The organism is Serratia sp. P2ACOL2 (assembly GCF_003691565.1).
GTDB lineage: Bacteria > Pseudomonadota > Gammaproteobacteria > Enterobacterales > Enterobacteriaceae > Serratia > Serratia liquefaciens.
In genome coordinates this window covers 1,615,971-1,638,523 of the sequence record NZ_CP033162.1, presented here as the reverse complement: position 1 = coordinate 1,638,523, position 22,553 = coordinate 1,615,971, and the positions used below count along the sequence as shown (strand labels likewise).

The window sequence follows — 22,553 nt, the reverse complement described above, 5'->3', positions numbered from 1 at the left end:
CCTGCCTGATTAATCGGCGTTATGCGATTGTGATGACAACGAAATTGTCAGGCTCTGGCAGCACCATGAGCGGGGCGGATTGAGTCATCGTGTATTCGCTGCTCACGTCGCCTTTTGTGATCCAGTTTTTCGGATAACGTTTAGCGACGGTGATCCCTTCTGCGACAAATTCCGCATCATGGATCATGCCGTAACAGCGGATACCATCAGCCAACGTATTCCCCAGCACAATGGTGTTATCCGGCATATAGCGCGCTGTTTTGCCGTCCTCTTTCGCGTATTGGCCTTTTGTCACAACAATAGCCAGGTCGCCGTAATAGCCCTTGAAGGAGACAATCGCCCCCAGGTCTTTCAACGCCGTTTCCAGCTGAGAATTAGACCCGCGACGGGTATCCATCTTTTCACGGAACAACTTGAACCCGTTCAAGGCGCGCCAGGACAACCCGTCCATCACGGCAATATTGATGGCCCCGTTACTTTGGTCAGCGTACATATCCAGATCAAACGTTGGGTCAAAGGTGTCCTGGTCCTGTTTTGACCAGGCCGCCGCGCCGCTCTGAATAATGTTGTTTGCAGGGTTTCGACCAAAATCGACTTCAACTTTCTCGAATTGCTCCCCCTCCATCAGGTACTTACCCTTTAATACCGCCTGAACAGCCTGCATTTCTTCAACCTGAACAATGGATTCCTCTTCCTGTTTCAGATTCTGCGCAATAACACGTTCACGCCTGTACGCCGGATCCGCCAACATTGCAGGGTCCTCGCCCGGCAAACGGTCAACGACCATATCCGGTGTAACCTGGTGTTTCGGTTTGACATACCCGGGCTTTAGCGTGCGTGTCATCCCCCCCAAATTACGTAAAACCTTGCCCTCTACCTGAGGAGAAACGTACATGGCTATCGGCGCCCGACCGGTAATTTTGTCCAGCATCACCTCTTTGGTATCGAAAGTGATTTCACGCTTAAAAAACAGATTCAGGAACAACGCATTAAACTTGAGTTTGTCCTGGGTTACGCCAATCAGTTGACGCGTGGTAAACAGGCCCATAGGCCCTCCTTCTGGTAATAAAAAGGCCGCCAATTGGCAGCCTTTAGTTATGAGGGGGAAACCGTCTTAAGCAACGCTGAGGGCGGTACCGATAAACGCATTTTGTTTTAACTGATCGGTCACACCGTCAGGCCAGGCGATCACCTCAATAGCAAACGTCCCCGACTTGTAATAGGTCAGCAAGGGTGCGATGCCATCATGTGGTAGCGCCAACACGGCGACAGCCGTTCCTGCCGCTGCGCCATCCCAGGCCACCAGTAAACCACCTTCGGCCGCAAGCATCAGAGGCGTCAGTGCCAGAGTTGCCTTGGTCAGCCCACTGCAGGCCTTTGCGGTGTGTGCCGTATCGCTGCCGGCAAAAACTCGATGATCATTACGCTGTTCTACGGTCATGCATTTTCCCCTTGCGTTAAGAATGACGCTAAACGCGATACCCCGTCTTGCGCCTTGTTTTCACCTCTCCCCTGGCCCAGCGCTTCGGGAGAATCAGCCATCAGGCGATCAAGTCCCGTTTCAGTCCGGGCCTGAGCGCTTTCCGGCATACTGGCAAGAATGCGCTGGGCATTTTCTACCGTCATGCCTGGCGTAGCTGCCAGGGCACGCGCAGAGACGCCCCGGCCTTTGGCCTCATCACAATCTAAAATCCCCATGATGCGGGCATTTTCGGCCTGAATGGCATTATTAACGGCCGCTGTTACACTTCCTGCGGGCTGAGCCGCTGCCGGATCCGCTGCCGTTTGTGCTGTGGCCACTTCCGACCCGGTTGGCGTATCCGCTACGGTTTGGGTTTGATTTACTGACATTTGGCCTCCTATAGACCGGGTTACTTTTGAGTTACTGATAGCCTCACGCATGACCGCTAACGCATCGGTGTTGATAACCAGTTCATCAGACAGACCTGCGTCTATCGATTCCTGGCCGGTATACACGGCCGCTTCGGTATCGAGCACCGCCTGAACAGAAATACCGGTATAGCCCGATACTTTGTCCGCAAAGGATTGCCGGATGGCGTTCATTTTTGCCTGAAATGTTGCCCGAACTTCTTTTGGCAAGGCTTCCCAGGGATTCCCGTCCACCTTGTGAGCACCGGCAAAAATAAGGGTGATATCGACACCGGCTTGCTTCAGATTGCCGGCGTAATTACTGTGGGCCATCAACACCCCGATAGAGCCGGCTTTAGCCGTTTGCGTGACCAGGCGCCGAGAGCACGCGCTGGCCAGCAACTGCCCGGCGCTGCAGTTCATATCGTTGGCCAATGACCAGATCGGTTTTTGATTACGCAGGCGGGCGATCATATCGGCCGCATCAAATCCGCCGGCGACCATTCCGCCCGGGGTATCCATATCAAGCAAAATCCCGTCAACGCCGGGATCGTTAATTGCCGCTGTTATCCTGGAAACAATCCCGTTGTAGCCGGTCATGCCAGAATACGGACGCAAAGCGGCGGACTTGCTGACCAACGTCCCCGATATCGGGACAATGGCGATCCGGTCCTGGATGTCATAGCCGTTATCCGAGACAGTCACGCGTCCGGGACCATAGGACGCGGCTAATTCAGTCATTTGCGGCGGTGATAAGACCGTATTTGTTGTGCCATCAATCAGGCGCCCCACACCCAGCTCGTTACCCAACGCGCAAAAGAAAACCCGCGCGTAGGCGGGTTCTAATAAAAGCGGCTCATTGAGTGCCATACTGGCGATATGGGGCAAGTTACGCGCTTGATCCACGCTGACCTCCCTCGTTTTGTGTAGAATTCTGCAGCTGAGCCTGGAAAGCTGCAGCCACCCACGCAGGCTGTGTTAAGCCGGCTGCCTTGCGTTCTTCTGCCTCCCGAACCTGCTGCCGGAAAATTTCCTGATAGTCTTCGCCCAGCTTGCCGCATTCCTTTTCAAAGGTACTTAAGCCCGCCTCTATCAGCATGACGGACTCCTGCACCTCTTTCAGGCCATCAATGGCCATGCGGCCGGCGCCGATCCATTCTGAATTACTCCAGGCACATCGCGCCTCACTGAATGAGAAACGTGCGCGGGATGGCATTTTTACCACCCCACGGATCAATGCTTCTTCCAGCCAACAGGAAAACATCATGCTCGCCTGGCGTGACGCAATAAACTTGCGGCGACCAAGGAAGTAACGCCAGGATTCATTAGCCGATGCCCGGGCACTGGAGTAACTCACCTGCGAATAATCACGGGAAAGCTGCTCATAGGACACCCCCAGGCCGGCTGCGATGTATCTCAGCAACGACTGTTCAAAGACTGAATAGCCGTTATCCGCGTTCTGCGCGGTTTTCAGTTCCAGTTTGTCCCCTGGGAACAGGTGCGGGACTTTGGCGCCGCCAAACTTCACTTGCGCGGCCTGGTAATAAATCAGGTATTGCTCCAGGAATTTATTCATCGGGGGTTCCTGGCCTTTCACGTTCCCTGCCCCCAGGATGTAATCAAACGCCTTTTCTGTATCCAGCTCAGATTCAATGGTTGCGGCATACATCGCCTTAACGATCGCACTCTGCAGCTGCGTGTTCTGCAGCGTATCGAGCATCTTCATTTGCTCCATCACGCTGTAAAACCGGTTGGCTCCACGCGTCTGGCCATCCTCCAGGGGTTCAAAAATGTGGATCATCGCCGGCCGACCATTTGCCAGCTCACGGGGCACGTAGGAAACGCGGCGGGTGCCCCAGCTCGGATAGCTGTCATCCACCACGTTGTAACCAATGGCGGCACCATATTTGTCCAGCGAAACACCGGCGCGCTGCGTTTTGCTGTCGAGCACTCCGGGCGCGTTTCGGATACGTTTGGGGCTGACCATTTTAAACTGTGTTCGAAACAGCCGATGCGGAGCACGATCCCAGCAAGGCTGGGTAAAGACCTCCCCGTTAAACGCGTGCATGGCCACGCCTTCACGGATCATCATCGTAAAGGTTCGTTTGCGCTCCACGTCCAGGCAACAATCAGGGTCCTCTGCGTACTCTCGCCAGGCCGCCTCTATCTCGTCAGAAAACGCCCGGGATTCTTCCTCTGCGATACCGAGATAGCGCCAGTTTGGTCGATAGCTAAGACGAAAGAAGGAGCCGACGATATGATCCTGGTGCAACTGCACGCCATTGGCCGCATAACCGTTATTTCGTACCAGGTCATCCGCCCGGGCGTTCCCCCGTTCAAATTGCGGCAGTAATGCGGCGTCTACGCTTTGTGAAGACGGTTGCCAGCCGGCAATTTGGCCACCAAAGCCCACACCGCCACCGGTATAACCGGCGTATTCACGCAGCGGCGTCGCGCCATCCGGGCCGAGTAAAGTTAGATTTTTAGTCATACCCCGAACCCCACCGGGCCACGGCGCCGACTGGCTAACCCCAGTTGAACCTCTAAATCAGAGATATAGGCGCGCAGCTCGTTTAACGTGGCGGAGGTGAATGTCACGGCGCGCCCGTCTTTTTGAATCGATGCCACACGTTTACCCGTCAGCAGTTCGTGCAAGGCTTTTCGGGCTTCTTCCAATTGTGCCAGTGTCGCCACGTTATCCTCCCAATTGAGCCGCCAGGGCGGCCAAGTCATTATTATTTCTGGCCTGCTGGCCGGACGGTGATTGTTGGCGGCTGGCCAGTAACACATCCAAATCCAGCTGCCAGCGCGAAACGCTGATACGCAAAGCCGCCAGGGCATAAACAAAACAGTCGAGGGCCTCGTTTCGGCGTTTTTTGGCGTCCCAGAGCAATTTAATTTTCCCTTTCTCATATTTTTCTATGAGTTCCTCTGCCGTCATCTGCTCGGCTTCGGTCAGGTCGAAAACTGCCGGATTATTCGGGTAGTGAATAAGCCCAGGAACGGGGGAGCCATCAGCGGAGCGTTCCAGTTTGTAGCGGCTGTAAATGACTTCTTTGGCGACGTCAGTGCCGATTTCTGTCAGAAAAACGCCGTGGCTGTTTTTCTTGCGCGGCATGTTGGCCACTGGCTTCCCATAAACGCTGGCGCCCTTGATCGGGATTACCCGGAAGAGGCCCAGCTTTTTCGAGCGGTTATAAACTATCGTCTGGTCGATACCGCCGGTGTCCCAACAAACGCGGCCAATGGTCATGATCGTGCCGTCGGCCAGCTGATACTGTTTGTTGATGGCCTCATCAACACGCAGCAACGTTTCCTCTTCATCGTGCCGCCCCATGATAATCACGCGGTCGATCAGGAATGCCTCTTCACCTGGCGCCCAGCCCCAAACACGCATTTCGTAACGGTCGAGCTGGGAGTCAATGCCGGCAGTGAGGTAAACCACACGTTCAGGCACTTCTGCCCGGTAGTGTTCGGCCAGCTCGAGCAGGGTTTCAGGTAACGGCCGCTCCCCCACTTCCTCGGCCCAGGTTTCGCCAAGCGTCGTGTTGGTGAACGTTTTCAGCTTGCCCGGGTCGCCCTTCGTCTTTCTAAAGTCCTTAACGATTTGCGCCCAGGTGGTAAACGAGCTGTAAGCGGTCCAGATGTGAAAGGATACTGATTCAGGGGGATCAACCTCCTGCCCCGTCGATTCGAACCAGCGGAGGCCATCAGACGTGTAAAGGCCCGTGTTTTCACAGATATAACGCGCACCACTAAAATTAAGTTCCTGCTGGCGTATCACGCAGGCGTTATGCTCACAGAGATAAAAAACCGTCTTCGGCTTCCCTGATTCCCACTTAAAACCGTATGGCGTTTCACGATCGCCGAACTTTAAAAACTGTTCCTCGCCGCAATGTGGGCATTTCACATGAAAACGCATCAAATGCCCGGATTCACTGGCAGCGCGTTCTATCTGGCATATGCCCCGGATTTTCGGTGTAGATCCGCGTATCGACTTTGGCCACACTGAGCCTTCTATGCGCTTATCGCCCAGGAACGTCGGCGAACCCTCTTTCTCCACATCCTCATCAAAGGCGGCCAGTTCGTCATAGCCAACATAATCGACCGATTTTTCACGGTAGTTTTTTGCCGCTTTACCTCCCAGGCACCAGAAACCCCGACCGTTCGAAAAACGCTTCATCGAAAGCGTGTTATCGCGGTGTTTTTTTCCGTACCAGGGCGCCATTGCCAAGAGACTGGGAACGTCGCGGATCGTCGGTTCGACGTGCGACTTCATAAAATTTTCAGCGTCGCCATCCGTCGGCTGCCACAACAGCCCGTTTCGCTGTTTGTGCTGGATAAAATACGCCACGACGGCCAGCAACATTTTTGAATAGCCGACGCGCGCCGACTTAATCAGGTTTACCTCCCGGATGTCATCGCTCCCCATTGCGTTCATGATCGCAACCTGAAACGGCATCGTTTCCCAGCGCCCCTCTTGATAGGAGGATTCTTTGGGGAGGTAATAAAATTCGTTAGCCCATTCGACCGCCGTCATAGGAACGGGGCGGAATAGCGAACGCAGACCGGCGGCAACCCAATAACGCAGCCGATCAATCCGTTTGTTCGATATACTCATTCAGCAACCCCGGAAGAATTTCATCCAGCGCAGCCGCTTTATTCATGGCTTTAACCACATCCCGCTTTAAAAATTCGATATGCCGATTTTCCAGGTCAGGAAAGCGCCGCTGCATTGAGAGAGGAATGCCGTCAAGAATGCCGGCAATCTCCCCCGCAACCTTTGACAGGACAAACATGCAGAAGCCGGTTTCCACTACCTCGGCGGAGTCTTTAGCATTCTTTAATTCCTGGCCGTCGGCCTGAGCGCGGGTTAAACGGTAGCGCTCATAATCGATAGTGCCGGGCTGCAAGGCCTCATCCCCGCTTTGCTGCAGGGCATCCAGCTCTTTACGCAATATCTCGTTTTCTAACGAGGCCTCGCGGTCGGCGTACCAGGTAATAACGTCCTTTGTCGAATAGGTGTTTTCCCCGCCTTTACCACCATTACCAGCGCCGGCCACTACCGGCATTCCTTGCGATTGCCATGTGGTGATCGTGCGCGTTGAAACTTCGAAGAGATCCGCCAGTTGTGCCTTTGTTACATTCATAAATCCCCCGAAACTCCTTTTCATTAACATTTTTTTAACCGGGAAGTGATTTCCCGAAAATCGAGAGGATCTCGATAGGATCACTTCCCGCTCTGGCTATAGGTGAATTAAGTAAAAACAATGCGTTAGGTGTTAAGTGAGAAGGAAGTAGGATCCGCGTCCAAAAAGCTCATAAATAGCGACTTTTCGCGCGTCTACCGCCCCTCGGTGTTTTGAACTCCAGGAAGGACCCGGAAAGCTTAAATGCATTTGGTTTTCGGCAAGTTACAAGTATAAAAAAGATCTAGCTCCAATTTCTCCGGCCATATTTGTAGCAAAATTCTCCTTGGTATATCCTTTCGCCCCCAACACCTAAGATCGAAGGAGGTTCGTCATGGACATTAACAAACTACAATCACTTTTTCGCAAACACGCAAATCACATTGCAAGAGTGAAAGGCTGGAGCTCCGAGGGCGAAGGTATCCCATACTATAAGGCTTGGCTTCATGCTGAAATTTTGCTGCGGCTTGACTTGCTCATCATTGAGCACCGTAATAAGTACTCCGCCGACTGGGAACCACTTCTTGGAGGTAGAGCTCTCAGTCACCTAATTTTTGTTCGTACCGGTTGGTCACCAACTCAGATAACTGCACTTTCTTTCTCAGAAACTCTTCTCGTGCTTCACCAAGAACTGATAGCTCTGAATATCCCAATGGAGGTATTGGTTTTACCTGATTCGGTGAGAGATGGCTTAGCCTTTGAAATTCACCACCAATATCCCGGTCAAACTGCACTACCTCCATGCTCAGAGGATGAATGGAATCCGTCATTTTCTGAGATAACCCAAGGCTTGCATAATCATTGAGCAGATGTTCCGAGGCTTGGAGCTCGATAAAAGACTCTCTGGCCTCATCCAAATGCTCACGGTGAAATTCAAGCGCCAAAATTGCGTTTGCCTTACCCAGAAGCCATAAAGCCAACCCCTTCCCTTCTAGCCCACCAGACCAAATGTGCGGACTGTTTTGATATACGGTAAGTTGAACGACATCTTCCATATATACTCCATTTATGTTGTTTTGGGTTTTAGATAAGAAAGCCATCAGCTTGCTCGTGCTCTCGGTGGATGCAAGATAATGGCTTTAGTTATCATGCGGTACGTAGCAGTCTCGGATAATTGCTCTGTGGTTAAAAAAAAGGTCGCCAGTAGCGACCAAAAGAAGTGTTTCGGATGTTAACGAAATGATATTTATTGCGTATTAATATTTTTTTGAGCAACCATCATCAATCTATTTGCCATATCATTTAAAACATATAAATCTCTACGGCGAGTCCAAGCTTGAGAAGATTGGTTATCATACCATACGGGAAGAGTTACCTCCTTCAGTGCATATCCTTTAACATTACGCATTTGACATGTCATCACGCAACGCTTCACATGATCGCCATGCCCGATAACAGCTGCTGTCCCAACCGCCGCTGGATTACCCCCGAAATATTTATTGATGATAGCTTGCAATACACCATCAGTACTAAGATAAGTTAGATTTCCTTGCCCATCCCATTCTGGCTCAATCGAAACAATGTCTTCCGCGGGGATATCAGGATACATTTCTTTTGAAGACAAGTAGCGTGCAATTTCCCACTGAACATACATACGCATTGGTTTCATGCGGTAGACCCTGGCACAGCAATCAGCAAGGTCATTGTTCATTGGTCCTGGTTGCGCCAACTCATTCTTTGACCCAGTAACATTTTCACGGTTACCAAATGCAAAAGCAATAATGATGCTCGTATCCCCTATAGAGCCATAGGGTGGATGATTATCAAAAATGGTAGCATCTAAATGCCCTGCCAATACAGAGGAAACACTCTTGTCCCCAAGATCCATTGTTAGCTTATTACACAGAACACCGTGAAAAATCTCATCTTTAATTTTTTTAGCCCACATATAGACTCCTTGTTAAAGTTATAACTTCATTTCTCGATTTATGATTAGCAAAAATCTCGCTAATCTGCTTTGTAAACTCGAGAGTTAAACATTAACTTTTATCTATGTTAACTTTCACTCCATCATAGTTGTGCCATCGCTAGCAAATAAACATCTCCGTGAAAACAAGTAGTAAACCCCTTGAAAATAATTTTAATACAATCATCTAGCCAAATCGTGGGGAAAATTATGTATCCCATTGAGTTAGGCATATCGAAACGCCTCATCATGGCTGGAAGAGCTCCGTTCGTTCTAGCCGAGAATGGGTTTCATACCTTTCCCGATATCTATGATGACCTTTTCAAAAGCAATGAAACCTGGCGGCCCCTTACTATAATTTTCATATAATCTTAAGGTATAAAAAAACCACCGTTAAGATGGTTTATGGTTGATGCGCCAAAAAATCATTCGCTGAGTATAATATCCTGTAATACAGGGTTAGATATTTTGGCCTCAGGTGAAATTCCTGCAATGGGAATTGATAATTTTGTCATTACGGGTACTTCCATTGTGCATCCGTCACGACTAAATATCAGAGTGTTTGTCTGCAGGAACATACCCTTGAACTCACCTATCGGCATGCCATAAAGCTGAAATTGCTTTCCTACAGCCGGACCAGTTCCATTACTTTCGTCCATAAAATCGGCGATACTCTTCATACATCCTCCTTTGATTGCGATCGCCTGAAGAATATACCTTAAGCTTGATAAGGATATGAAGAGTCAAAAAATCTCAGTGCTCTCTCGCCATTGGTTCAGAGTGGCCACCTGGCCGGTGCAGATTGATAAAGCTGTTTGTAATGCCAGCGTGTAGCTCAAGGCATCGCCCCAAGTGTCGCCCTGCAGGGTTGGCTGTTCGCAGGTTTTGAATACCGATTCAGGGGGCAACAGGACGATCGGTGCTGGCGGCGTTGGTATCCGTTCCGCGCAAGAGCTCAAGAACAGCATCAGGCATCCGCTGAGCAGCACACTTGTCGTTTTTGATCGCTTCACGGTATTTCCTCTGGTACAGGTCGCTTTGCTGGCGTAACTGCTGTTCCTGCTGTTGCTGGGCAGCCATCAGTGCACGGTTCTGAGCATCCTGTGTTTGCAGAGTGGCTATCAACCCGGCCTGCTGTGCCAAGGTCTTTTGCTGCTCGGCAGACTGTTGCCGTGCCAGATCCAATCGATGCGATAACAACGAGCTATAGCCACCAAGGCAAATAGCGGTAAGTAGCAGCGCCACTAATCCACCGTTCTTTACCACCGCCAACCAGCTATTCATGCCGGATAATCCCGATGTGGTAACTGGAAGTGCGGCCCGTCCTTCAGGGTTTTCCAATCACCGCCCCACTCGATCGGCGTGGCCAACTCCGCGCCTACCTGCTTAAAGGCTATGGCGATCTGCTCGTAGTATTTCCATTCCCAACTGATATTGCTGCCAAGATAGGCCACTACGTCTACAGCATGCCCGGTCAGATGGCGGCTGTTCATCGTCTGGCTGGCGCCGGCTGCAACCATCTGTTTTTGACGTTCTCGGCTACGAAGCCCTTCCGTGATACCGAAATCTACGGGTGATAGCTCAAGTGCCCGGCGTGCAACCGCTACCAACGCGGGGTTGACGCCAACGAGATTTTTCTCGCTGCGTTCGCTGAAACGATAATTAGCGGTCATTTTTCGGTTTATCCTTCTCTTCCATTGGCACATGCGTTTTCATCGTTGAGAAAGCGCGGAGGATTGCCAGGCAACGCTCGACACCTATTCCACCGATCACAACGCCAATCAGCAGCGCGTTGTCTTGGCTCATCCCGAATAGCTCAAGGGAATTAATAACGCCGAGAGAAATCAGCAAACAAATGGCCCCGGCGATAACGGCATCCAACCACGATTTGCCATCACGTAAGGTCAGTAAGGTAGCCATGCCGAACGCAGCGAATGAGCCGTAAAGCACTGGCGCATTGGTTTTCATCCACAGCAAAGTTGCCTCCAGGAATCCCGGCGGCAGGTGTTGATTATTCATTGCCCGGCTCCGGGTTTCAGAAAGTAAAAAGCCACGCTTATGCGTGGCAGGCGTGGCAGGCGTGGCATTCAGATATCACATGAATTTGACATTATTTGATTATCAACTAAATAAATAACTACCCCGTGTGGGTATGTTGTTAAAAACAGGAAAAAACCGTTTCTATAACTAGATTAACTCTTACCTATTTAGTGAACTCAACCATGTCAAAATTTCAATATCTCAGCAATACAGCGGATAAACTACAGTGTGCAGTTTTTCCCAACGCAGAATTTAACGACCTTCTCAACGATAAAGGCTGGGAGCCTGTACCATATCAGTTAGATAAACATAACGACCAACACCCCCCTCAGGACGTTGTTTCCATCATGAACTTTCGGGACGTTAGCCTAGTTGCAGCCTGGCGTATTTATCGTGGGCTATCACAGCATGCTGTAGCAAAAAACTAGACACGACTCAATCGGCTGTTTCGCAATGGGAATCAACGTTTTCAAAACCACAGAAGAAAACACGCATGAAGCTTGCGGCTATCTATGATTGTTCCCTTGAACAATTGACCACACAGACGGTGGAACCAATAGTGGGTTGAAATCTGTTCCAACCGTCAACACTAAAGAGACATCCTGTCTACCTCATCTATAGGGATACACCAATGGTAAGATTCCAGACCAAAGACCATCGATATTGCGACAATTAGATGTTTAAAAATTCTAATATTGCGATATAAAATCGTTTTTAATACTGACCATTAGACAGTAATTACCAAGCAGCTAAAATAATGACACTGGCCCAGAACCAGTCATGTAGATAGTTGTTCCTACCCCATTAGCCCTGAGTGACATCGCTGTCTCAGGGCTTTTTTTTAACAATGAAGGTAATTATGCGTGACTGGTTTGTCGTAATGGTGTTGGCTTTTAGTTCTGGAGTTATGTTTATTTTGTTTTTTATCGGCGAGATATGGAACTATTAAAAAGCCCCGGCAGATGCCAGGGCCTGTAGTCGGTCTTTCCCGGCTGTCAGCTATTAACCCTTGGTTTTTATTCGCAACAATATTTATTGCGGCGTCCCGAGGTTTTTGGTCTTTCCCAACGGTCACTCCACATCGAAGGACACAAGAGTATGAGCAAAGATTGCGCCCTTAGATGCTTTGGAACTACAGTGCCGGGTGCCTCCCGGTGAGCCTTTGTCCAGCATCCCTGACTCGCGTCCTTTTAAGCATTAACTCACATTGCTGATTCGCCCCACCGCTAGGGGGATTCACTGTAGAAAGAACACCTTAATCGAGATGTTTTAAAAAATACATAAGCAAGCCAATTTTTCAGAAAACACTTGGATAGCAAGTAAAGGGCCCATAGACCGGGCCATGGGTTCGAATGGTTGCCGGTCTTTCCCGGCGATCACTTCACATCGAGGGACGCATTCAGATAACCCAATATAGGGATCGATAGTGCGTATCAAAACCAAATGCGCCCTTCTGATGCGCTTTCCAGCCACTCCGGGTAATCCCATCATCGCAGGCTGAAAAGCTTTTTCTGGAGCGGGCAGTGGGAATCGAACCCACATCATCAGCTTGGAAGGCTGAGGTAATAGCCATTATACGATGACCGCTTGGTGGCCCTTGCTGGACTTGAACCAGCGACCGAGCGATTATGAGTCGCGCGCTCTAACCAACTGAGCTAAAGGGCCGAGGCGCGAATACTAAAGCAGCCAGCATAACCACACAATACCCATTGATATTTCTTTACAATCAACACGCCCTACCTGAGCGCGGCCTCTACTGAGGTCTTCAAGTCCCATCGGGAATTTGGCAGCCCCGGAAGGAGTCGAACCTTCTTCGCTCGGTTTTGGAGACCGGCGCTCGCCCGGCGGCGTGGCTATAAAACGCAAAAACCCCGCCATTGCTGGCAGGGTTTCGATGATATTTTTATCGTGATGTGCTTTGGATGCTTCCTTCCACAATTTGAAGGCTACACGCCAAGTTCGGACAAATCAAGCATTCGTTCAAAAAACATTATTGCGTCACCTTGGTGAATTCTGCGTCCGCCACCCCTTCCTCGATCTCGCATTTCGTTACTAACGCCTCGTAGAATGGCTTCCAGTTCCGCCGCCACGTCCTTTCATTCAGGTCGGGCAATAGCGCAGTGATCGCCCTGTAGGCCACGGATGACGGCATACGGCTGAAACCCTTCCCGCCGCACCGCTCGCAATCTTTAATCACCGGTGCGCCGCTGGCCTTGGTTGCCTCACGATCGAGCGCCTTTCCGGTTCCCTTGCAGTTTCGGCAGCGCTTATGGATCTTGCCCTTACCGTTGCAGGTCTGGCACATCTCACCCACCACCTGCCGTTTGGTCGTTGGCGCGATTTTCTCCTCACCGTCCATGCCGATGTATCCAGGGTAAGTCACAACATCACGCTCGATATCCACCAGCCCTTTTCCGTGGCAACCGTGACAGGTCACACTGGCACCTGCTGATTGTGAATAATCCTCATAGGCCAACGATGCCAAAATCTGCATACAGCGGGCCATGCGGCGACCGGCGACTTTACCGACGTGCTTCGGTGCCTTCTTCATCGCGTATAAAGTAAGCTCTGCGATAGCTCTCTCCCGGTCTTCGCTGCTGATGCCGGTTTTACCCAGAAATGCCGCCATGCCGAAACGAGCCTTTGATTCCGTCAGCCCCAGCGCAGCCATAACATCAGTGCCAGTAATACGGTCAGCCGAGGTACCCGATGAAGAATCCGTAATTGCCAAGCCCTGCGGGCTGAAGTGCTTTAACGACGCTTCCAGTCTCATTTTTGCCACCTTTCACGCAATGAAATCAATGCGTCAATTATTGCACAAATTGCAACATAACTCACTTCATTGCATTTTACGCAACAACACCACAACCAGCACTAAGCCACTTCATGCATGCCGATCAGATTCAGATACACCCCGTCGCTATCCGCGTTCATATCCTGATAGCGTGGGTGATCCAGATACCACTTCAGCACATCGAGCGCCTCAGCGCGGGTGATCGGCCTGATCGTATCCAGTAAATGGTCAAGAAATTGTTCCCTATCCCACAAGTGCGTGTCTTCATGGGCATATTCATCGGGGTAAAGTTCTTTGTGTGCTCCGCCACGCATTGATGATAGCCAATCCCAATACTGGATCTCCCTCACAACATCGCTCAACGTGTAGGGCTCGGGTAACACATCAGTAAAGGCGAACTCCCCCGGCCCTTTTGCCATATAATCGCAGTAAATCTCCCGACACGGCCCGTACACCTCCTCAATCCGGCACTCAGCCGCGACGGGTTCGAAGGCCGCCTCAAGATTGCCAAATACACCACGTACAGAGCCAGCCTTCTCATGTTGTGCTTTTGCCTGGTCGATATAATGCTGAGGATTGTCCATCCACATCGTGGAAAACACCGAGGTCCAGCCCGCGCCCTGAGCCTGCAAATGGTGCGTATAATTGGTCTGCGCCTGCTTCGGTGTGATCGTCAGTTTTTTCAACGCTTCTTCCGCTGCCGCAATGTGCGCAGGCTCTCCGGTCTTAATCACCTCCAGTACCCACAAATACGCATCGGTTTGCTTATCACCTGTGACAGCACGCTGAAGCGGCAACGGTTTGGGAATAGCTACTGCCGTGGAGTATTTTCGCTCAGGGATAGTGAAAAGCACCCGGTGTTCAGGATTATCGCGAAACAGCCCCGACCGGCGGCAGGTGGTCTTTACCGTGTTAAGGTTCACGCCGGTGAGGCGGGAAATGGTTTTATACCCCTTGCCCTCTCGCTTGAGGCGCAGGATTTCGGCTTTCTGGTCTTTCATGAATTGCACACCCCGTGTTCACCTTGGAATTGGCGGCCCGCTGACCGCCCTCCTCGTTAGTGGCCCTGACGCTTGCCACCACTGCGCACCGTGCGTGCACTGATAACCGAATCGGCCAGCACCTGATACCCGGTGTTCATCTGGCCATCACCGCCGGTCCATTGATTGATGTTCATCGTCCCGGATACGCTGATGAGGTCGCCTTTGCTGTGCTTTGCCAGAAAGTCCGCCTGCTTGCCAAACGCCGTGACCGCCAGCCAGAAGGTGGACTGTCCATCATCGGCACCATGACACGGCAACGACACTGCCATACGTCCAAGCGCCATCGAATGCCCGTTGCTGGTGGTCTTGATTTGCACGTCAGCCACCAGCCGGCCGTGTGCTGCGATATGTGCGGTCATTACACTTCCTCCTCGGTGTCGTCCGGCATCATCAGCACGACGAAGCGCGGCTGCTTGCCGTTAATTCTCAACGTTTTTTTGGTCATTCCTTTGGTGGGCTTATCCAACATGCCCGCATCGGCCAGGGCCTGAGCAAAGGCGACAGGGTTAGCACCAGCGGCGATCTCGTCACGAAACACCGCCGGATAGGTATGAAATATCAACGTTTCAAGTCCTGGCCGTTCTTCCCGATAGCCCGCCAAATCCCGAATCGGCAAGTCACGCGGATCGCTGTTGGGATGCGGCATATACCGGCTATAACCAAAGCGCTGCAAAAAGGCTTCCGCCTGTTCTACCCAGGCCTTGGCCTCACGGTTACCCATGCCGAATTCATTCACCCAAGCATTGAAACTGTGCTGCAGGGCATCGCGGCTTTCCTGCTCGCCCCACCCGGTCAGCGATTTCGACAGGATCAGGGCACCTTCCAACACAGCAAAGCGTGACGCCACCCGGCGAACCTGCTCACTGGCTTCCTCGGGCAGCAGCCCCAACCAACGGCGTTCGGCAGCACGCACAGCTTCAACCGCCGCCTTTTTCTGGCTGGCAAGCTGGTTGATCCACTCACGGCCCACAACACCATAGTTCTGCTTGCAGGCGTCGCGCATGGCATCAGCATGCGTCTTACCGTCGGCATAACCGTGATACTGCGTCGCTTTGGTGATCGGCACGTTAAGCAGGCGCACCAGTTGCCCGGCGTTAATTTTTCCGCCATCAGCCCGGATATAGCTTTCCATATCAATCTCACCGGTACTGAAGGCCATCGCCCGCCAGCGCTTGATATCCCGGTTGCCGCCATCCTTTGCCCCCTGGATCTTGCCCACCCCGTTGAAGAGCGCATAAGCCGCATCAGCCACCGCCTTGCGGTTACTGCCCTGGCCGATTTCATCCAATGGCATAAATCCATCGTTGTGTGCCGCCGCTTCGTTCACCAGCCCGAGCGCCGTTGAATACCAGGTCAGCTTTAACGCATCCGGTTCACCGTAAACCGTACTGGCCGCATTGCCGGTGGTCGTTTTACCCGCCGACGAACCACCGAACAGGTGAACACCAAAGCCATCAGCCCCCGCGATACCAATCAGCGGTGCAGCCAGTGCACAGGCAATGCCCAGCATCATTGACGGGTTCCCCTTCGCAAGCATGGCCACACGGCTACGCCAGCTCTCCGACGTTCCCTTGACGGTATAACCCCGTGCGGCGGCGGAACGTCCATTGAACAGTACCGGTTTTTCAGGTTTCCCCAACACCTCACCGTCGGGCATGATGTAAGCGCCACTCTGCCAGCCGCTGGCGCTGGCAATTGCCCACATGTCACGTTTGCCACTGCGCTGTAGGTGATCGGCAAGAATGGCCCTCAGACCGCTCTTTGAGGTGATCAGCATCCCGCCAGCCTTGAGTTTTGCCCAGCCGTCACGTTCACCAATATCACGCAGGGGTACGGCTTCCGTACGTCGCTCATCACTGCCTTCCGGTGTCCAGGCGAGGATCAGGTAACGCTCCGCATCATCCTCGCCAACGCCCACCACCTCCGCCAACGTTGATAGCCAGCTTTCCTTTTCATTGATCTCGCCAGTATCCCGATCGGTTTTAGGCTCCACCCAGTACAGCCCACCGTTCCGGGCATCAACATAAGGTTTGAGTCCAGAAGGTGCTGCCTGCTTTCGAGCCTGATCCGTCTTGTCTGTGACCTGATTGAACAAGCGATTTATCCGCTCACCGTCAGAAAGGGCAAGTGCCAAGGATTTGCGCTCGATATATTCAAGCACCAGCGTCTCACGTTTTTCCCTGGCAGCTTCTGGCGACCTGTGCGACTGGAAACCATTGTCCGCCAACCATTCTGGACTCACGGAATCACCAAGAACCATCGTGTTCAGCTTTCTCGCCAAATCGCCTTCCGGCGTTGCCTGTTTGGTCCGCTTTACCGCTGCTGCCGCTTCGTTCCGCATCACAGGCCTGCCCATCACCCAGCGATAAACGCTGGAGAACAGTGCATCCGGCCACTGCGCATGTGCGACGCCATCCGGTGTTTTGATTGAACTACTCATTAGTGCATCACCTCTTCAGGAAGTGGACCTTTGTCAATCAGCTCAATAGCCTCGAAAAACACCAGTTTCAGCCTTTCTACCGCTTCGATTCCCAACGGAGTCAGCCAATGGGGAGAATCTGGCGGTGCCACCATTTGTGCATACATGTTCAATGCCATCCGGGTACCTTCCTCTTCGCCCAGATGTTCAATCATGGTGCCTTCCATATGACTGGCTACGGCGAAACGCATGGCGCGGGGATACATCGGCAAAATATTCAGATTGCCATTAACTTCATGCGTGAAGGATGGCGCACCGGTTAACTCGGTTTGATAATTCCGCCAGCTGTCCACAAAACGCCAGCGCCAGAACAGCAACGAATCTGCGTCTGATGGGTTACCGGTGTAGAGGAGCCAAAACGTCATTAACTCAGACTCCAGCAGCCCACAACTGTGCTCGCGGTCATTGACCCACTGAGGAATATCTTTCACCAATACTTTTGCAACAAAAACCTTTCCATCCTGCTCATGAACAGTGATATCACCCAGCCCACCTTCAGACAGACCTGGAGTCAGAATAAACTCGCCAGAGCGAATAATTTCAGGGGTAGTTTCCGTTGCCATTAATACATCTCCAAACCAAGGGTGTTGCCCTTCGGATTTTTCAGTGCCATTTCCACCGCATTGCTCATCAATGACGCCATGAACGCAATACCTTCCGGCGTTAATTTGCTGTTGTCTTTATTCAACATGCCGGAATACGTAGACGCCAATAATTTGAGGCTGTTGGCCTGCCCGTATTTTTTGTAGCATTCCACTTCAAAGCAATCTGTCAGGCACCGGTGTACCGCGTCAGCGCTCAGCTCGCCAAGGATGACCTGCTGACGATTGACCGTCACCGTACACACCGGGTGTCCACCGCTGCGACGCTTGCAATAATCCACAAACGCCTCCGCAATGTGCTTGCGATTTAATTCAATTGAGTGAGTCATAGTATGTCCTTCCCGAATTCCGGCCGAGTGAAGCCCCCGACCGGCGTCGGTATTAAATTTGTTGATGGCAATTAATTAACGTTGGGTTTCAGCGTTTCTTTTTTTGCTCACGATCATTAATGGCAAAATCGGCCTCATCCGCATTAAATTTAAGTGCTGCTGTAATACCTGGGATATACATCAACATTTCGCCGAGTGCGTGAAGATCTGTTCGCGCCATATTGTCGGTATATTCTTTGTTGTCACATGCCCAGAAAGCGATATTGCCGATTGCTCCAAGCCCGGACAGTAAACCCACATAGGCACCTTCAGAGTGCATGCGGATGAATTTCAGCTGTTCGGTGTCTTCGTTGCTGATATCGGTGCGTGACAAAATCTGTTCGATATAGCTCACAGTTCACCCCCGAAGAGCTTGCGCAGATCAATGCCGTACACGTCCAGCCATGCACCCGCCGGCCAGGACTTGACGCTGCCATAACGCGGATCAGGCACATCGACCGCAGTGACCCCGTTCGCCTTACACCAACGGCGCAGATCCACGAATTTGTACTCACTGCCGGTCTTACCTCCCACCTTGGTGATGGTTGCATGCTTCACGCTTTCGCCCAGACGTTCTTCCAGATCCCGGCATTTACGGGTGGCCGCACTAAGTTTGCCAAGGGCAGAGGCTTCGCGCTTGCGACTAATCTGCGACTTGGTGCGCTCCGCATAGTTGGCCCGTTCTTCTGCTGCGAGGCGGCCCTTTTCGGACTCGAGAGCTATCTGGATGATTTCCAGCTTGGACAGTTCCACTGGCGCAGGTAATGCCTTGGCATCGCGGTGGGTAAAGTAGAACTCAGTCAGGTCGTTGTAGTATTCCCACGCCTGATCGGTTTCTAATATCTTCGCGTGGTTGGCAGCTCCGCGCTCAGTCCATAGCGTGAGAGATCGTGCTTTCGAGGAAATTTGCACACCGCTGAAAGAGTTGCGCAAAATTTCTACTTCTTCCCCCCTCAACTTGAAGTAATGCTTCCCCTCAACAAAGCGCGTTTTGTTGCGATTGAAATTATTCGTGATCATCTGCTCAGTCGCACCATACCCAGCCGCCAACTGCTCGGTAGTCGCCACACGCTGCCCGCGATACTCGATGACCTGCAGGTCTTTGGCCTCGACGGCCATCAGTTCGGTTTTCTTAGCCATTGCACACCCCCTGTTCATTTTCCACCGTGGACTGTTCGCCGAGATCCAGCGCGTTAGCTGCCCGTTGAGTGAAATCCTCGGCAACATCCACCAGCGACATGACGTATTTCTGCATATGCTTGTCCTGCGCGTTGATGATGAGCTGCGCACAGTTCAGCAAATCCAGCGATCGCTGCAAGTGCAACAGCACATCCTCATTCACCTGATAGGTGTAGGTTTTACTCATTTTCAGCCTCCGCACCACGCCGGGCGATTTCCTCAATCAAATCGACGAGTTCAAAACAAATCTGTTCCTCACGCTCACTCGACGTCAGATAGCCAGCAGCGGCGGCCAACGCCTGGATTTTGGCAAGGGCATTGATGGCATCAAGTACATTAACGCTACGCATCGTGGTCCCCCACCATCACTCCCAACAGATAAACAAATCCAACCAGACTACCGAGTGTGAAAAACAGAACACCGGTCACCACCAACAGCTCGGCCACAATTTCCGACAGCATTTTGTAATTACGAGGTCTGCGCATTTTTCTTCTCCCGACGATGTTGTTCTTCCAGTAACCAGCAGGCTGGCCCACCAGCCAAATCAAAGGCCAATGTGACCAACGTTTGCAGATCCGTCGTATCAAGCTCGTCCGACGCGAGGGTCATGGCCACCAGCAGCGCGTTCAGTTGGTCGGCCTGTTTGCACGCCTCGCTCAGTCCATTTTCATGCGACATGGGCAGCCTCCAGATCAGGGCGTTCAGGTGACACATGCCAGCCAGCACGCTGTGCCAGCTCGATGAAGGTGTCGAGGGTGGCGAGAATCTCTCCGTCGCCGATCATGCGTTCGCTGGTAACTTTGCCGTTCTCAATGGTCAGCATGATGCGAGCTGAATAGTTTCCGGCAATGCCGGGAATTTGATTAGGCTTGTGCATAGCGCACCTCCATAGAGGTTTTCTCTACGGTTGAAGGAGTGATCATTTCCATCACCCCTTGGATCGGCAGACGGGCAGCCAGTGAGAGGATAAAGTGCGGTGCCAGAATGCGGCGGGCGTCACGTTCGGTTGCTGCTTCCACAGACAGGCGGCACGGCACGGATTTCAAATCAATACGATTGAGGGCGATAAATCGCCAGAGGTATGTTTTCGCGGGCCGAGTTTGGGTATCATGTGAACATGCCATAATGTAAGTCTCAGTTACGTTGTGGTTAGAGGCCCAGAGCGGATTGCCGTCCTTCTGGGCTTCGTCATATACGCACCTTAAATAACTCAAGGTGGACTCCACTTTAAATCCAAGGTGGAGGCACGTCAATACTTTTTCTGCTTTATCTTTTGTGTATACTGTCCTCCACCAACAACAGGAGGTTTCAGCTTTGGCAACGAAAGCAATTAATGCAAAATCACAGAAGGTGCAGGCTCGCGCCCCGCATGAGGTAGTGGAGGCGATGGAGTCAGTCAAAGAAGACGGAGAAACTACAGGGCAATTCATTGTCACTGCCATGCAGGGCGAGATTAAACGCCGGCAGCGCAAGAAACCCAAGGAATCGCCAGAGAGCTGACCTACACTTTTTGTGCAGGTTGAGATATGACCTACGAAATTTTCGTAGTGCCTACCCCGTCGTTCTGCAATATACTGACAGTGCTTCTGATTGAGAAAGCCGTCATCCCAAAGGGCAGCATTTGCGGTGCTGCCTTTTTCTTTGTAGTAATCAGCCATCATTTGCACACCTCCCCATCAGCGAACTCAAGCCCCAGAGTGAAAAAGATGAATTGCTTTGCGGCCCGATCTGCATTCTCGATCGCTTTCTTCTCTTTTTTACGGCGGTGCATTTTCATGCTGCCCTTGGTGCCGTTTTCCCGCTTCGAATATTCCTCGGCCTTAACGAGAAAATCGGTGATCTGTTTTACCGAAAAATCCTTCAATGAGGCGAAGCTGAGGTTTGCCAGATCCAATGCCTGTGGCTGGGTTTCTTGCTCGGCAAGGTCCAGCAACCAAATACGCAGCTCCCTAGCGATCTTGGTACGCGAAAGCATGCCGATCAGGTGAGCGCCGCGAAGAGAGAACAGCCGGATTTGAACGTATTCTAACTGATTGTTTTTATTGCTGACCGTCACTTTGGTCACCATCGTCATGCTTTCAGTAAACTCTTCCTTGTGACGCTGGAAAATCTTGTTCACCTGCTTTACATCCGCATACCCGAGCAGCTTGGCCAGTTGCTCAGCCGTGAACCATATTTTCCCGTCACCATTGTCGAAGGGAATTACCACCTGGTTGTGGAATTTAAGCTCCGCGATATTGGCGCCGGAGGTGAATTCAGGGTGAGTTTGGCCCCGACCAAGAATGGCCGTACTTTTCAGTTTCATTGGTTATTCCTCGTTAAACGGAGCGGCGGCTATATGGGTTATTAACGTTTGTAACGGCTGGTGGATTTCGAACCCACCACAACACATCACTGAGAAGCCAGGCGCATGAATTACGGCCAAAGTGGCAGCGGGCCGGGAACTTACCTTCATTTTCAAACTGCCAGCGGGTGGTGCGGGATAGGCTGGTAATATCCAAGCACTCACGTTCGCGGATGCGTTTATCGTAGGTGAACCCATACTCCGCCAAAATGCTGCGGCGCTGTTCTGGTGTGGGTGGTGTAAAGGTGGCCTCTAACATACTGTCTCCTTTTGTTTGGAAGCTATGGAGAACAGTTTAGCGTTAAAATACTGGATAAAAACCCAGTAACAAGATTTGTTGTTGTATGAGAAACCATACAAATGTGACGCCCCAACAGTTCTAGTCATTAGTTCGCCTCCGCTGCTGCTTTGGCTTTGCGGCGTTCATGTGGATTATGTACACCACCGATAGCTGGAGGGTTACGAATCCACCAAAGAAGGTCGCTCAATAGCCAGGCGCACGTTCTGCGGCCAATGTGCCGGCGGGCAGGAAATAAGCCTTTCTGTTCCAGTACGTGAGCTGTGGAGCGACTAATACCTGTAATGTGCTCACGTTCTGGTTCTTTGGTATTACGGTCGGTTCGTTCGCCATATTCAGCAAGAATGGCTCGGCGCTGTTCAGAAGTTGGCGTGATAAAAATTGGTTGAACGTCTAATGGGTCAATCTGTTTGTTTGGCATATAAGCCTCCACTGTCTTAA

The 22,553-nt window shown here is 51.6% G+C and carries 31 protein-coding genes, 2 tRNA genes and 1 pseudogene; 3 read left to right on the top strand and 31 right to left on the bottom strand.

What is annotated here, in order from left to right; all coding sequences use genetic code 11:
• Nucleotides 1–19: 19 nt before the first annotated feature.
• The 7 genes from EBA31_RS07870 to EBA31_RS07840 all read right to left on the bottom strand — a co-directional run bounded on the left by EBA31_RS07870 (nt 20) and on the right by EBA31_RS07840 (nt 7,019).
• On the bottom strand, nt 20–1,048 hold the full coding sequence (locus EBA31_RS07870) for a major capsid protein (protein ID WP_122078194.1): 1,029 nt from the start codon (nt 1,046–1,048) through the stop codon (nt 20–22).
• 66 nt (nt 1,049–1,114) lie between these two features.
• On the bottom strand, nt 1,115–1,441 hold the full coding sequence (locus EBA31_RS07865; RefSeq protein ID WP_122078191.1) for a head decoration protein: 327 nt from the start codon (nt 1,439–1,441) through the stop codon (nt 1,115–1,117).
• Nucleotides 1,438–2,739 carry a S49 family peptidase gene (locus tag EBA31_RS07860; RefSeq protein WP_238387498.1) on the bottom strand — a complete coding sequence of 434 codons (1,302 nt, stop codon included), beginning with the start codon at nt 2,737–2,739 and terminating at the stop codon, nt 1,438–1,440. The genes EBA31_RS07865 and EBA31_RS07860 overlap by 4 nt, the downstream gene beginning before the upstream one ends.
• Nucleotides 2,740–2,758: 19 nt before the next feature.
• A complete protein-coding gene (locus tag EBA31_RS07855) occupies nt 2,759–4,360 on the bottom strand; it encodes a phage portal protein (RefSeq protein WP_122078189.1) in 1,602 nt (533 codons plus the stop codon).
• Complete coding sequence (locus EBA31_RS07850; protein ID WP_238387439.1) at nt 4,357–4,563, bottom strand: phage head-tail joining protein; 207 nt, start codon at nt 4,561–4,563, stop codon at nt 4,357–4,359. The genes EBA31_RS07855 and EBA31_RS07850 overlap by 4 nt, the downstream gene beginning before the upstream one ends.
• Nucleotide 4,564: 1 nt before the next feature.
• Nucleotides 4,565–6,490, bottom strand: a complete 1,926-nt coding sequence (locus EBA31_RS07845; RefSeq protein WP_122078185.1) for a phage terminase large subunit family protein — start codon at nt 6,488–6,490, stop codon at nt 4,565–4,567.
• On the bottom strand, nt 6,465–7,019 hold the full coding sequence (locus tag EBA31_RS07840) for a terminase small subunit (protein WP_122078183.1): 555 nt from the start codon (nt 7,017–7,019) through the stop codon (nt 6,465–6,467). Before EBA31_RS07840 ends, EBA31_RS07845 begins: the two co-directional genes overlap by 26 nt.
• A gap of 373 nt (nt 7,020–7,392) precedes the next feature.
• Between EBA31_RS07840 and EBA31_RS27240 the strand changes: the two genes are divergently transcribed.
• Nucleotides 7,393–7,863, top strand: a complete 471-nt coding sequence (locus EBA31_RS27240) for a hypothetical protein (RefSeq protein WP_122078181.1) — start codon at nt 7,393–7,395, stop codon at nt 7,861–7,863.
• 381 nt (nt 7,864–8,244) lie between these two features.
• Here EBA31_RS27240 and EBA31_RS07830 read toward each other — a convergent pair whose 3' ends face one another.
• The 5 genes from EBA31_RS07830 to EBA31_RS07805 all read right to left on the bottom strand — a co-directional run bounded on the left by EBA31_RS07830 (nt 8,245) and on the right by EBA31_RS07805 (nt 10,983).
• Nucleotides 8,245–8,946 (bottom strand): hypothetical protein, encoded by a 702-nt coding sequence (locus EBA31_RS07830; RefSeq protein WP_122078179.1) that lies wholly within the window; start codon nt 8,944–8,946, stop codon nt 8,245–8,247.
• A gap of 443 nt (nt 8,947–9,389) precedes the next feature.
• Nucleotides 9,390–9,644, bottom strand: a complete 255-nt coding sequence (locus EBA31_RS07825; RefSeq protein WP_122078176.1) for a hypothetical protein — start codon at nt 9,642–9,644, stop codon at nt 9,390–9,392.
• A gap of 217 nt (nt 9,645–9,861) precedes the next feature.
• The gene (locus EBA31_RS07815; RefSeq protein ID WP_122078172.1) at nt 9,862–10,248 is read right to left on the bottom strand and encodes a DUF2570 family protein; all 387 of its coding nucleotides are present in this window, start codon (nt 10,246–10,248) and stop codon (nt 9,862–9,864) included.
• Nucleotides 10,245–10,637: a M15 family metallopeptidase gene (locus tag EBA31_RS07810; RefSeq protein WP_122078170.1), complete on the bottom strand. Its 393-nt coding sequence runs from the start codon at nt 10,635–10,637 to the stop codon at nt 10,245–10,247. The genes EBA31_RS07815 and EBA31_RS07810 overlap by 4 nt, the downstream gene beginning before the upstream one ends.
• Entirely contained in the window at nt 10,627–10,983 is a 357-nt protein-coding gene (locus EBA31_RS07805) for a phage holin family protein (protein WP_122078167.1), read from the bottom strand. Before EBA31_RS07805 ends, EBA31_RS07810 begins: the two co-directional genes overlap by 11 nt.
• A 203-nt stretch (nt 10,984–11,186) precedes the next feature.
• On the opposite strand from EBA31_RS07805, the pseudogene EBA31_RS27040 reads away from it, so the two are divergent.
• Nucleotides 11,187–11,572, top strand: a pseudogene (locus tag EBA31_RS27040) (helix-turn-helix domain-containing protein).
• Between the two features lie 944 nt (nt 11,573–12,516).
• Here the strand turns inward: EBA31_RS27040 and EBA31_RS07795 are convergent.
• The 16 genes from EBA31_RS07795 to EBA31_RS26740 form a co-directional block, all read right to left on the bottom strand.
• Nucleotides 12,517–12,591: transfer RNA gene (locus EBA31_RS07795), tRNA-Gly, on the bottom strand.
• Between the two features lies 1 nt (nt 12,592).
• Nucleotides 12,593–12,669, bottom strand: a tRNA-Ile gene (locus EBA31_RS07790).
• Nucleotides 12,670–12,994: 325 nt separating this feature from the next.
• Nucleotides 12,995–13,777: an antitermination protein gene (locus EBA31_RS07785; RefSeq protein ID WP_122078164.1), complete on the bottom strand. Its 783-nt coding sequence runs from the start codon at nt 13,775–13,777 to the stop codon at nt 12,995–12,997.
• 101 nt (nt 13,778–13,878) lie between these two features.
• Nucleotides 13,879–14,799: a hypothetical protein gene (locus EBA31_RS07780; protein ID WP_122078162.1), complete on the bottom strand. Its 921-nt coding sequence runs from the start codon at nt 14,797–14,799 to the stop codon at nt 13,879–13,881.
• Nucleotides 14,800–14,855: 56 nt separating this feature from the next.
• Nucleotides 14,856–15,200 carry a single-stranded DNA-binding protein gene (locus tag EBA31_RS07775; RefSeq protein ID WP_122078159.1) on the bottom strand — a complete coding sequence of 115 codons (345 nt, stop codon included), beginning with the start codon at nt 15,198–15,200 and terminating at the stop codon, nt 14,856–14,858.
• Nucleotides 15,200–17,281 carry a DUF927 domain-containing protein gene (locus tag EBA31_RS07770; protein ID WP_122078156.1) on the bottom strand — a complete coding sequence of 694 codons (2,082 nt, stop codon included), beginning with the start codon at nt 17,279–17,281 and terminating at the stop codon, nt 15,200–15,202. Before EBA31_RS07770 ends, EBA31_RS07775 begins: the two co-directional genes overlap by 1 nt.
• Nucleotides 17,281–17,883: a hypothetical protein gene (locus tag EBA31_RS07765; RefSeq protein ID WP_122078153.1), complete on the bottom strand. Its 603-nt coding sequence runs from the start codon at nt 17,881–17,883 to the stop codon at nt 17,281–17,283. The genes EBA31_RS07770 and EBA31_RS07765 overlap by 1 nt, the downstream gene beginning before the upstream one ends.
• Nucleotides 17,883–18,251: a hypothetical protein gene (locus EBA31_RS07760; protein ID WP_122078151.1), complete on the bottom strand. Its 369-nt coding sequence runs from the start codon at nt 18,249–18,251 to the stop codon at nt 17,883–17,885. The genes EBA31_RS07765 and EBA31_RS07760 overlap by 1 nt, the downstream gene beginning before the upstream one ends.
• Nucleotides 18,252–18,339: 88 nt before the next feature.
• Nucleotides 18,340–18,645: a hypothetical protein gene (locus EBA31_RS07755; protein ID WP_122078149.1), complete on the bottom strand. Its 306-nt coding sequence runs from the start codon at nt 18,643–18,645 to the stop codon at nt 18,340–18,342.
• Nucleotides 18,642–19,430 carry an ORF6N domain-containing protein gene (locus EBA31_RS07750; protein WP_122078147.1) on the bottom strand — a complete coding sequence of 263 codons (789 nt, stop codon included), beginning with the start codon at nt 19,428–19,430 and terminating at the stop codon, nt 18,642–18,644. Before EBA31_RS07750 ends, EBA31_RS07755 begins: the two co-directional genes overlap by 4 nt.
• Nucleotides 19,423–19,656 carry a hypothetical protein gene (locus tag EBA31_RS07745; protein ID WP_122078144.1) on the bottom strand — a complete coding sequence of 78 codons (234 nt, stop codon included), beginning with the start codon at nt 19,654–19,656 and terminating at the stop codon, nt 19,423–19,425. The genes EBA31_RS07750 and EBA31_RS07745 overlap by 8 nt, the downstream gene beginning before the upstream one ends.
• Nucleotides 19,649–19,819 carry a hypothetical protein gene (locus EBA31_RS26900; RefSeq protein WP_202914194.1) on the bottom strand — a complete coding sequence of 57 codons (171 nt, stop codon included), beginning with the start codon at nt 19,817–19,819 and terminating at the stop codon, nt 19,649–19,651. The genes EBA31_RS07745 and EBA31_RS26900 overlap by 8 nt, the downstream gene beginning before the upstream one ends.
• Nucleotides 19,812–19,955, bottom strand: coding sequence for a hypothetical protein (locus tag EBA31_RS26745; RefSeq protein WP_162302871.1), 144 nt, complete (start codon nt 19,953–19,955; stop codon nt 19,812–19,814). Before EBA31_RS26745 ends, EBA31_RS26900 begins: the two co-directional genes overlap by 8 nt.
• Nucleotides 19,939–20,148 carry a hypothetical protein gene (locus EBA31_RS07740; protein ID WP_122078142.1) on the bottom strand — a complete coding sequence of 70 codons (210 nt, stop codon included), beginning with the start codon at nt 20,146–20,148 and terminating at the stop codon, nt 19,939–19,941. Before EBA31_RS07740 ends, EBA31_RS26745 begins: the two co-directional genes overlap by 17 nt.
• On the bottom strand, nt 20,138–20,347 hold the full coding sequence (locus tag EBA31_RS07735; RefSeq protein ID WP_122078139.1) for a hypothetical protein: 210 nt from the start codon (nt 20,345–20,347) through the stop codon (nt 20,138–20,140). Before EBA31_RS07735 ends, EBA31_RS07740 begins: the two co-directional genes overlap by 11 nt.
• Nucleotides 20,334–20,594, bottom strand: coding sequence for a host cell division inhibitor Icd-like protein (locus tag EBA31_RS26740; RefSeq protein ID WP_162302929.1), 261 nt, complete (start codon nt 20,592–20,594; stop codon nt 20,334–20,336). The genes EBA31_RS07735 and EBA31_RS26740 overlap by 14 nt, the downstream gene beginning before the upstream one ends.
• Nucleotides 20,595–20,784: 190 nt before the next feature.
• Here EBA31_RS26740 and EBA31_RS27035 point away from each other — a divergent pair, with 190 nt between their 5' ends.
• Nucleotides 20,785–20,970, top strand: coding sequence for a YlcI/YnfO family protein (locus EBA31_RS27035; RefSeq protein ID WP_238387437.1), 186 nt, complete (start codon nt 20,785–20,787; stop codon nt 20,968–20,970).
• Between the two features lie 157 nt (nt 20,971–21,127).
• Here the strand turns inward: EBA31_RS27035 and EBA31_RS07725 are convergent, their stop codons facing one another.
• The 3 genes from EBA31_RS07725 to EBA31_RS07715 form a co-directional block, all read right to left on the bottom strand.
• A complete protein-coding gene (locus EBA31_RS07725; RefSeq protein ID WP_122078135.1) occupies nt 21,128–21,775 on the bottom strand; it encodes a BRO family protein in 648 nt (215 codons plus the stop codon).
• A 13-nt stretch (nt 21,776–21,788) separates the two neighbouring features.
• Nucleotides 21,789–22,073: an AlpA family transcriptional regulator gene (locus tag EBA31_RS07720; RefSeq protein WP_122078133.1), complete on the bottom strand. Its 285-nt coding sequence runs from the start codon at nt 22,071–22,073 to the stop codon at nt 21,789–21,791.
• A 127-nt stretch (nt 22,074–22,200) separates the two neighbouring features.
• Entirely contained in the window at nt 22,201–22,533 is a 333-nt protein-coding gene (locus EBA31_RS07715) for an AlpA family transcriptional regulator (protein WP_122078131.1), read from the bottom strand.
• Nucleotides 22,534–22,553 lie beyond the last annotated feature (20 nt).

What these genes read in the sequence shown, in the direction of transcription:
- EBA31_RS07870 (WP_122078194.1), bottom strand. Translation starts at nt 1,048, where the DNA reads ATGGGCCTGTTTACCACGCGTCAACTGATTGGCGTAACCCAGGACAAA.
- EBA31_RS07865 (WP_122078191.1), bottom strand. Translation starts at nt 1,441, where the DNA reads ATGACCGTAGAACAGCGTAATGATCATCGAGTTTTTGCCGGCAGCGAT.
- EBA31_RS07860 (WP_238387498.1), bottom strand. Translation starts at nt 2,739, where the DNA reads ATGGCACTCAATGAGCCGCTTTTATTAGAACCCGCCTACGCGCGGGTT.
- EBA31_RS07855 (WP_122078189.1), bottom strand. Translation starts at nt 4,360, where the DNA reads ATGACTAAAAATCTAACTTTACTCGGCCCGGATGGCGCGACGCCGCTG.
- EBA31_RS07845 (WP_122078185.1), bottom strand. Translation starts at nt 6,490, where the DNA reads ATGAGTATATCGAACAAACGGATTGATCGGCTGCGTTATTGGGTTGCC.
- EBA31_RS07840 (WP_122078183.1), bottom strand. Translation starts at nt 7,019, where the DNA reads ATGAATGTAACAAAGGCACAACTGGCGGATCTCTTCGAAGTTTCAACG.
- EBA31_RS27240 (WP_122078181.1), top strand. Translation starts at nt 7,393, where the DNA reads ATGGACATTAACAAACTACAATCACTTTTTCGCAAACACGCAAATCAC.
- EBA31_RS07830 (WP_122078179.1), bottom strand. Translation starts at nt 8,946, where the DNA reads ATGTGGGCTAAAAAAATTAAAGATGAGATTTTTCACGGTGTTCTGTGT.
- EBA31_RS07825 (WP_122078176.1), bottom strand. Translation starts at nt 9,644, where the DNA reads ATGAAGAGTATCGCCGATTTTATGGACGAAAGTAATGGAACTGGTCCG.
- EBA31_RS07815 (WP_122078172.1), bottom strand. Translation starts at nt 10,248, where the DNA reads ATGAATAGCTGGTTGGCGGTGGTAAAGAACGGTGGATTAGTGGCGCTG.
- EBA31_RS07810 (WP_122078170.1), bottom strand. Translation starts at nt 10,637, where the DNA reads ATGACCGCTAATTATCGTTTCAGCGAACGCAGCGAGAAAAATCTCGTT.
- EBA31_RS07805 (WP_122078167.1), bottom strand. Translation starts at nt 10,983, where the DNA reads ATGAATAATCAACACCTGCCGCCGGGATTCCTGGAGGCAACTTTGCTG.
- EBA31_RS07785 (WP_122078164.1), bottom strand. Translation starts at nt 13,777, where the DNA reads ATGAGACTGGAAGCGTCGTTAAAGCACTTCAGCCCGCAGGGCTTGGCA.
- EBA31_RS07780 (WP_122078162.1), bottom strand. Translation starts at nt 14,799, where the DNA reads ATGAAAGACCAGAAAGCCGAAATCCTGCGCCTCAAGCGAGAGGGCAAG.
- EBA31_RS07775 (WP_122078159.1), bottom strand. Translation starts at nt 15,200, where the DNA reads ATGACCGCACATATCGCAGCACACGGCCGGCTGGTGGCTGACGTGCAA.
- EBA31_RS07770 (WP_122078156.1), bottom strand. Translation starts at nt 17,281, where the DNA reads ATGAGTAGTTCAATCAAAACACCGGATGGCGTCGCACATGCGCAGTGG.
- EBA31_RS07765 (WP_122078153.1), bottom strand. Translation starts at nt 17,883, where the DNA reads ATGGCAACGGAAACTACCCCTGAAATTATTCGCTCTGGCGAGTTTATT.
- EBA31_RS07760 (WP_122078151.1), bottom strand. Translation starts at nt 18,251, where the DNA reads ATGACTCACTCAATTGAATTAAATCGCAAGCACATTGCGGAGGCGTTT.
- EBA31_RS07750 (WP_122078147.1), bottom strand. Translation starts at nt 19,430, where the DNA reads ATGGCTAAGAAAACCGAACTGATGGCCGTCGAGGCCAAAGACCTGCAG.
- EBA31_RS07745 (WP_122078144.1), bottom strand. Translation starts at nt 19,656, where the DNA reads ATGAGTAAAACCTACACCTATCAGGTGAATGAGGATGTGCTGTTGCAC.
- EBA31_RS26900 (WP_202914194.1), bottom strand. Translation starts at nt 19,819, where the DNA reads ATGCGTAGCGTTAATGTACTTGATGCCATCAATGCCCTTGCCAAAATC.
- EBA31_RS26745 (WP_162302871.1), bottom strand. Translation starts at nt 19,955, where the DNA reads ATGCGCAGACCTCGTAATTACAAAATGCTGTCGGAAATTGTGGCCGAG.
- EBA31_RS07740 (WP_122078142.1), bottom strand. Translation starts at nt 20,148, where the DNA reads ATGTCGCATGAAAATGGACTGAGCGAGGCGTGCAAACAGGCCGACCAA.
- EBA31_RS07735 (WP_122078139.1), bottom strand. Translation starts at nt 20,347, where the DNA reads ATGCACAAGCCTAATCAAATTCCCGGCATTGCCGGAAACTATTCAGCT.
- EBA31_RS26740 (WP_162302929.1), bottom strand. Translation starts at nt 20,594, where the DNA reads ATGGCATGTTCACATGATACCCAAACTCGGCCCGCGAAAACATACCTC.
- EBA31_RS07725 (WP_122078135.1), bottom strand. Translation starts at nt 21,775, where the DNA reads ATGAAACTGAAAAGTACGGCCATTCTTGGTCGGGGCCAAACTCACCCT.
- EBA31_RS07720 (WP_122078133.1), bottom strand. Translation starts at nt 22,073, where the DNA reads ATGTTAGAGGCCACCTTTACACCACCCACACCAGAACAGCGCCGCAGC.
- EBA31_RS07715 (WP_122078131.1), bottom strand. Translation starts at nt 22,533, where the DNA reads ATGCCAAACAAACAGATTGACCCATTAGACGTTCAACCAATTTTTATC.